General features: G+C 63.3%; 4 protein-coding genes and 2 pseudogenes. 4 read left to right on the top strand and 2 right to left on the bottom strand.

All coding sequences use genetic code 11. From position 1 onward, the window contains the following. Window positions 1-278: pseudogene (locus CF70_RS37285) on the top strand (GTP 3',8-cyclase MoaA); the annotation flags it as partial. 1 nt (window position 279) lies between these two features. After that, window positions 280-734 (top strand): annotated as a pseudogene (locus tag CF70_RS38540) (GTP 3',8-cyclase MoaA); the annotation flags it as partial. Between the two features lie 626 nt (window positions 735-1,360). Here the strand turns inward: CF70_RS38540 and CF70_RS03405 are convergent. Then, window positions 1,361-2,209 (bottom strand): LysR substrate-binding domain-containing protein, encoded by an 849-nt coding sequence (locus CF70_RS03405; RefSeq protein WP_200876687.1) that lies wholly within the window; start codon window positions 2,207-2,209, stop codon window positions 1,361-1,363. Window positions 2,210-2,439: 230 nt separating this feature from the next. Here CF70_RS03405 and CF70_RS03400 point away from each other — a divergent pair, with 230 nt between their 5' ends. After that, a complete protein-coding gene (locus CF70_RS03400) occupies window positions 2,440-3,750 on the top strand; it encodes a DUF3422 family protein (protein ID WP_035860348.1) in 1,311 nt (436 codons plus the stop codon). Between the two features lie 73 nt (window positions 3,751-3,823). After that, the gene (locus CF70_RS03395) at window positions 3,824-4,438 is read left to right on the top strand and encodes a cold shock and DUF1294 domain-containing protein (RefSeq protein ID WP_349675097.1); all 615 of its coding nucleotides are present in this window, start codon (window positions 3,824-3,826) and stop codon (window positions 4,436-4,438) included. 101 nt (window positions 4,439-4,539) lie between these two features. Here the strand turns inward: CF70_RS03395 and rpoD are convergent, their stop codons facing one another. Further along, on the bottom strand, window positions 4,540-6,498 hold the full coding sequence (gene rpoD / locus CF70_RS03390) for an RNA polymerase sigma factor RpoD (RefSeq protein WP_035860343.1): 1,959 nt from the start codon (window positions 6,496-6,498) through the stop codon (window positions 4,540-4,542). Window positions 6,499-6,511 lie beyond the last annotated feature (13 nt).

The raw sequence follows: 6,511 nt of genomic DNA, 5'->3' as shown, positions 1-6,511 counted from the left end.
GCGACGTGCTGGACGGCATCGAGACCGCCCAGGCTGCCGGCCTGGCGCCGATCAAGGTCAACATGGTGGTCAAGCGCGGCACCAACGACGCCGAGATCGTGCCGATGGCCGCGCACTTCCGCGGCAGCGGCATCATCGTGCGCTTTATCGAATTCATGGACGTGGGCGCCAGCAACCGTTGGCAGATGGATGAGGTGCTGCCCTCCGCCGAAGTGGTGCGCCGCATCGATGAAGCCTTCGCGCTCGAAGCCATCCCCGCCAGCTACAGCGGCGAGACCNTCGTGCGCTTTATCGAATTCATGGACGTGGGTGCCAGCAACCATTGGCAGATGGATGAGGTGCTGCCCTCCGCCGAGGTGGTGCGCCGCATCGATGAAGCCTTTGCGCTCGAAGCCATCCCTGCAAACTACAGCGGCGAGACTGCCGAGCGCTGGCGTTACCGCGACGGCGCCGGCGAGATCGGCGTGATCTCCAGCGTGACGCACGCCTTCTGCGGGGATTGCAGCCGTATCCGCCTGTCGACCGAAGGCCGGCTCTACCTGTGCCTGTTCGCCACCGAAGGCTACGACCTGCGCGCGCTGCTGCGCGGCGGCCACAGCGACCTGGAAATCTCCAACGCCATCGCCGGGGTCTGGCAGGCGCGCACCGATCGTTACTCCGAGCTGCGCAGCGATCCCGCAATGCGGCAGGCACGCGACGCACGAAAGATCGAGATGTCTTATATCGGCGGCTGACGCAAGCCGGGCGACGCCATCCGCCAGGCTCGCGATGCGCTTTTCCTTACTGCACCAGCTGCGTATTCGGCGTGCCGGACGAAAACAAAGCGTTGGCGCCGGCAGCGTCTCCCGCGGAAACGCCGCCTATGGCAAATTTCTGCCAGGGGGGAGTGAAAGCGCCTTTGCACGCGTACTGCCGGCGTGCACTGCCTGCCGGCCACCGGCTCGCGTGCGTGCCCCGTTCCGGCCGGTCGTATCGAGCCCATGCTTGTCGGGCAGGACGCGGCCGCCCAAGCGATCATCCGCGCGGCCACCGAAGGCGCCGATCCTGACATCCTCTCCCATCCCCCCGACAACATGCTGCGCCCGGGCGGCTCCCGCGGTGGCCGCCAACATGGCAATGGCCACCAGGGGAATCGAACAGATCTTGATCATGCGACGCTTCTTCCATGTAGCACGGCATGCCACTGTACCTGGCTACCGCAGTTTTTGAGCACGGGGGAGCATAGGCCGGCGCGACCACCCCGGTTGTAATCAATTGTTAGCGCCCGTCAGGCGTGAGGGCGAAATGCAACAGTGCGCGCGGCATGAGCGCGAATGGAAGGCGGCGGGTTGAACCGCTGTGACGTCGCGTGACTGCCCTATCACCGCAACTCGGAAACGATCTGTTCGGCAAGGAAATCGCACGGCGGTCGCCTGGAAGCGGCACTTCGCGCGAGGATGACTTCCAGCGCCGCAATCTCCGGCAGCCCCTGAGCCTGGCCAAGCAAGGTGAAGTGAGGCGGAACCGCGCAGCGCGCAAGGGGAGCCACGGCGAGGCCGGCTTCGACCATGCTGAGCAGACCGAGCAAACTGGGGCTCTCGTATGAGGTCCGATAGGTAATCTTCGCGCGCTCAAGGCTGCGAATAGCGTTTTCCCGCGCGACGCTGCCCGGCAGGAACACAGCGATCGGAAGCGGCCTCTCGCGCCATATCCCGTCGGCGCTTGGCGCAGCCGCCCAGACCATCGGCTCGTGTCGGATGAACTCGCCGGACAACCCCTTTACGCGTGTTGCGCAAACGAGGTCGACCGATCCATCCCTGACCATCGGTGCCAGCGCCACGCTCGGCAGTCCGATGACCTGGATCTCGACCTTGGGGTAAGTCGCCGAAAACTTCTTGAGGATCGCGGGCAACAGCGAAGAAGCATAGTCGTCGGGCACGCCAATGACGACCCTGCCCGTCACGTCCGGGCGAACCACCGCCGCCCAGGCCTCGTCGCGCAGGGCAAGCATGCGCCGCGCAAACCCCAGCAGGACTTCGCCATCCTGCGTCGGGGCAACGCTTCTTGCTTTTCGCACGAACAGGGGCTTGCCGAGCGCCAGCTCCAGCGCTTTGATCTGCATGCTGACCGCAGACTGGGAACGATGCACCACCTGGGCCGCGCGGCTGAAGCTGCTGGTATCGGCAACAGCCACAAGCATCGTCAGCACGTCGAGGTCAAGCGCTTTCATAAATATCAGAAAATCTGATGCGAACGATCAATTTTACCCGTTTTTCTTAATCATGCGCCAAGGGCATACTCACACGCAAGCAACGCTGAAGCGCAGGCCGCGCGGGTGTGCGGCGGGTCGCGGCGACGAAAGGCGGATGGAAGATGCACTTGGTTGCAACCCGAGACGCCGCTATCGGAGTCAATGCGGTTAATTAGTTAATTAGCGGATTAACAAACAGGCATCAAGCTATGGACCACCCCCTGCGCGCCAGCCTTTCGCGCGAATTGCATGCACGGCCGTTTCTCAGGATTGGCGGCTCGGTGTCACTGGTGCACTTTGCCATCTATGCCGATGACGACACGGCAATTCACCAGACGCTCCTGAAAGCGCTGTGCCGTCTCACTGGCCTGGACGCCCCCGTCGACGGCACAAAGCACTATTCGGCGCGGTGGGGAGCGGAAAAAGAGTTGAAGTGGGAACGGCACACGGAGTTTTCGACCTTCACGTTCGTCGCCAAACGCCATGACACGGACTACTTCTCCGACCTGGCTACGGCGCACGTGCCATCTGAATGGTTCCAGGCGTTTGAAGGCAAGCGGTTTGTCGCGGCCCGAATGGAGCTTGTCTCGGGCGAAGGCGCAGACCGGGCTCGCCGGGACCTGCGGGAGTGGATCGATGGTCCGATTCTTGTCGGCAGCCATGTACTGGGAGGTGGGCAGGTATTCTGCGACTGGACCATCCAGCCGGACGGCTTCTCGCGATTTCTCGTGATCGACGATGGCTTTCGTGAAGAGCAGGGTGGCCGCCTCCTGCAGCGTCTCTACGAGATCGAGACATACAGAATGATGGCATTGCTGGCATTGCCGGTCGCTCGCGACTTGGGCGGAAGCCTGGACGAACTGCAGCGAGCGCTCGGGCCATTGATGCACAGCATGGATGCGAGTCCCGGACCGCAACATGATGCTGAATTGCTGGTCCGGCTGACCCATCTGGCGGTGCGGATCGAGGCGCTGGCCGAATCCGGCGGGCGCTTCAGTGCGTCTCGCGCCTATGAAAAACTCGTGCTCGCACGGATTCATGAGCTCCGGGAAGAGCGCATCGAAGGCGTGCCAACGATCGCCGAATTCATGGAGCGTCGATTTGCCCCCGCAATGGAAACGTGCAAGGCGGTCTGGGCGCGCCACGAGCAATTTGCGGGACGTGTCGCAAGAGCTGTCGACCTGCTGCGTACGCGCGTCAACCTTGCGCAGGAGCAAGACACCACTCGCCTGCTGGAGGGAATGGACCAGACGGCCCGCAGCCAGCTGGGACTTCAGCATGCAGTCGAGGGCTTATCCGTTGCGGCCATCTCGTATTACGTGCTGTCCCTGACCGGCGCCGGACTCAAAGCCCTCCACGCGGTGCATCTTCCGCTCGATCCCGAACTGCTTGAGGGGATACTGATCATCCCGGTTGTCCTGCTGGTATTGCGCGCCACCAGGCGCAGCAAGCGGACCGGACCAAAGCGGAACATGGTCGTCTCCAAGCAAGCCGTTCCGGGCGGAGAGAGGACAGTCTGACGCCAGGTCAAGACGCGCCGCCCTTCCCCTCCGTCTCAGGCTTCGGCTGCCGCTCGTTGTGCGACAGGGGGATTTGTGCGACGCTCCCGGTCTATTTCCACGCCGAACAAAAATGAAAAAAGCAGGCCGCGTAACATCCTGGAATGCCGACAAGGGCTATGGCTTTATCGACGTACATGCCGACGCGAAGGACATTTTCTTTCACATCACCGCGCTGCAGAACCGTTCAGTCCGGCCGAAGCCTGGCGACCGCGTCATGTTTGAACTGGGCAAGGGCAAGGACGGCCGCTTGCAAGCCAGCAACGTCTCGATACTGGGCGCACCGAAACCGCAAAACCAGGCAAGCGTGCTGCCGGTTTTCCTGGCCGCGATCGCCCTGGCGGCGATTTTCGCCGGCGCCCTCGGCGGGTTTCTCCCGCGGCTTGCCGGCGCGATCAGTCTAGTGATGAGTATCGTTGCGTTCCTTGCGTACAACGCCGACAAGACCCGCGCCAACCGCAAGGAATGGCGCACGCCCGAGGCCCACCTGCACTTCCTCGCCCTGTGTGGTGGCTGGCCGGGCGCACTTGCCGCGCAACATCTGCTGCGCCACAAAAACCGGAAGCAGGAGTTTCAGGCGGCTTTCTGGGGCACCGTGGCCCTGAACATCGGCGCCATGGTGCTCTGGAAGACCCTTGTGCCGGCCTGAAACGAAGAAGGGGGTCACGGCCTCAACCTGGCCGCACCCCCCTTCTTCACTGCATCGCTTCGTCGCGCGTTGGCGCCAGGGCTTGCCCCGGCGCCCTGCTATCAGCCTTCCTTCAGGAACGCCTTCAGATGGTCCGCGCGGCTCGGATGCCGCATCTTCTTCATCGCCTTGCTTTCGATCTGGCGAATCCGCTCGCGGGTCACATCGAACTGCTTGCCCACTTCTTCCAGCGTGTAGTCGGTGGACATGTCGATACCGAAACGCATCCGCAGCACCTTGGCCTCGCGGGGCGTCAGGTCGTCGAGCATTTCCCGCACGGTCGCCCGCAGGCTCGCATGCAGTGCGGCTTCCGCCGGGGACGCGGTATCCGAGTCGGCAATCATGTCGCCCAGGCTCGTATCGCCGTCCTCGCCAACCGGCGTTTCCATGGAGACGGGCTCCTTGGCGATCTTCATGATCGAGCGGACCTTCTCTTCAGGCATCTCCATGCGCTCGGCCAGCGCCGCGGGATCCGCGGCCTTGCCGGTGCGCTGCATGATTTCGCGCGAGATGCGGTTGAGCTTGTTGATCGTCTCGATCATATGCACCGGCACCCGGATGGTCCGGGCCTGGTCGGCGATCGCCCGCGTCACTGCCTGGCGGACCCACCACGTTGCATAGGTGGAGAATTTCCAGCCGCGGCGGTACTCGAACTTGTCGACCGCCTTCATCAGGCCGATATTGCCTTCCTGGATCAGGTCCAGGAACTGCATGCCGCGATTCACGTACTTCTTGGCGATCGAGATCACCAGACGCAGGTTGGCTTGCGTCATCTCGTGCTTGGCCTGGCGCATCTGGCGCTCGGCGGTCAGCATCTGGCGGTTCACCAGCTTCAGCTCCGACAGCGGCAACACCGCGCGTGCGTGAATATCAACCAGCTTTTGCTGATGCGATTCGAGGTCCGGCAGGCTGCGGCCGACCGAGTCGCTGTACGAGCGCGATTCGGCAGCGAGCGAGCGGCCCCAGGCAAGATTGGTCTCGTTGCCGGGGAAGCGTTCGATGAACTCTTCCCTGGGCATGCCGCACCGCTCCACCATCAGCTGCAGGATCTGGCGCTCGACGACACGCACTTCTTCCACCACAGCCTGGACATCGGCGCACAGGCGCTCAATGGTCTTGGCGGTAAAGCGGATCGAGCTCAGCTCTTCGCGGACCGCGAGCTGAGCCATGAGGAATCCTTCCGACTCCACGCCATGCGCGGTGTAGGCCTTGCGCATGGCCTCGAAATGATCGGCCACGCGGGCGAACCGCGTCAGGCAATCGTCCCGCAGCTTGGAAAGCGCGGCGGATTCGTTGGCTTGCGCGCTCGCACCTTCGTCGCTGTCGTCGTCGCTGTCGTCATCGGCGGCGACTTCGTCGCGGCTGGTGTCGTCGTCGGCTTCGGCGGCCACCTCGGCTTCCCCTTCGATCAGCCCGTCGACCAGTTCATCGATGCGGATTTCATCGCGCTCCACGCGCTGCGAGAGTTCGAGGATCGTCGCAATGGTGGACGGGCAGGCAGCGATGGCGTGAACCATGCGGTTCAAGCCGTCTTCGATGCGCTTGGCGATCTCCACTTCCTGCTTGCGGGTCAGCAAGGTTGCCGAGCTCATTTCCCGCATGTACATCCGCACCGGGTCGGTGGTCCGGCCGAACTCGGAGTCGACGGTCGACAGCGCAACTTCCGCCTCTTCGTCGGCCTGGTCGTCCGAGGCCGCGACCGCGCTATCGCGCAGCAGGAGCGCTTCGGCGTCCGGCGTCTGCTCGTAGATCGTCACGCCCATTTCGGCGAACGTGCTGACGATGCTTTCCATCGCAGCCGTGTCGGTGAAATTGCCCTGCAAATGGTCGCTGATATCCGCGTGCGTCAGGTAGCCGCGTTCCCTGCCCAGCTGGATCAGTGCGCGCAGCTGCTGGCTGCGCTCCGTAGCTTCGGTTGCGGGATCAGCTTGAGCCGTGGACGCCGCACCCCTACCGGCCGGCTTCTTGCCGGCCAATGCTGTTTTCGATTCTGCCAACGTCCGTTGTGCGCCACTCGCCATTAACTGCTGCTCC

The sequence above is a fragment of the Cupriavidus sp. SK-3 genome, assembly GCF_000611145.1.
Classification (GTDB): Bacteria; Pseudomonadota; Gammaproteobacteria; order Burkholderiales; family Burkholderiaceae; genus Cupriavidus.
Note: the sequence above shows the minus strand (reverse complement) of the source record. Positions and strands in the feature narration are given on the sequence as shown.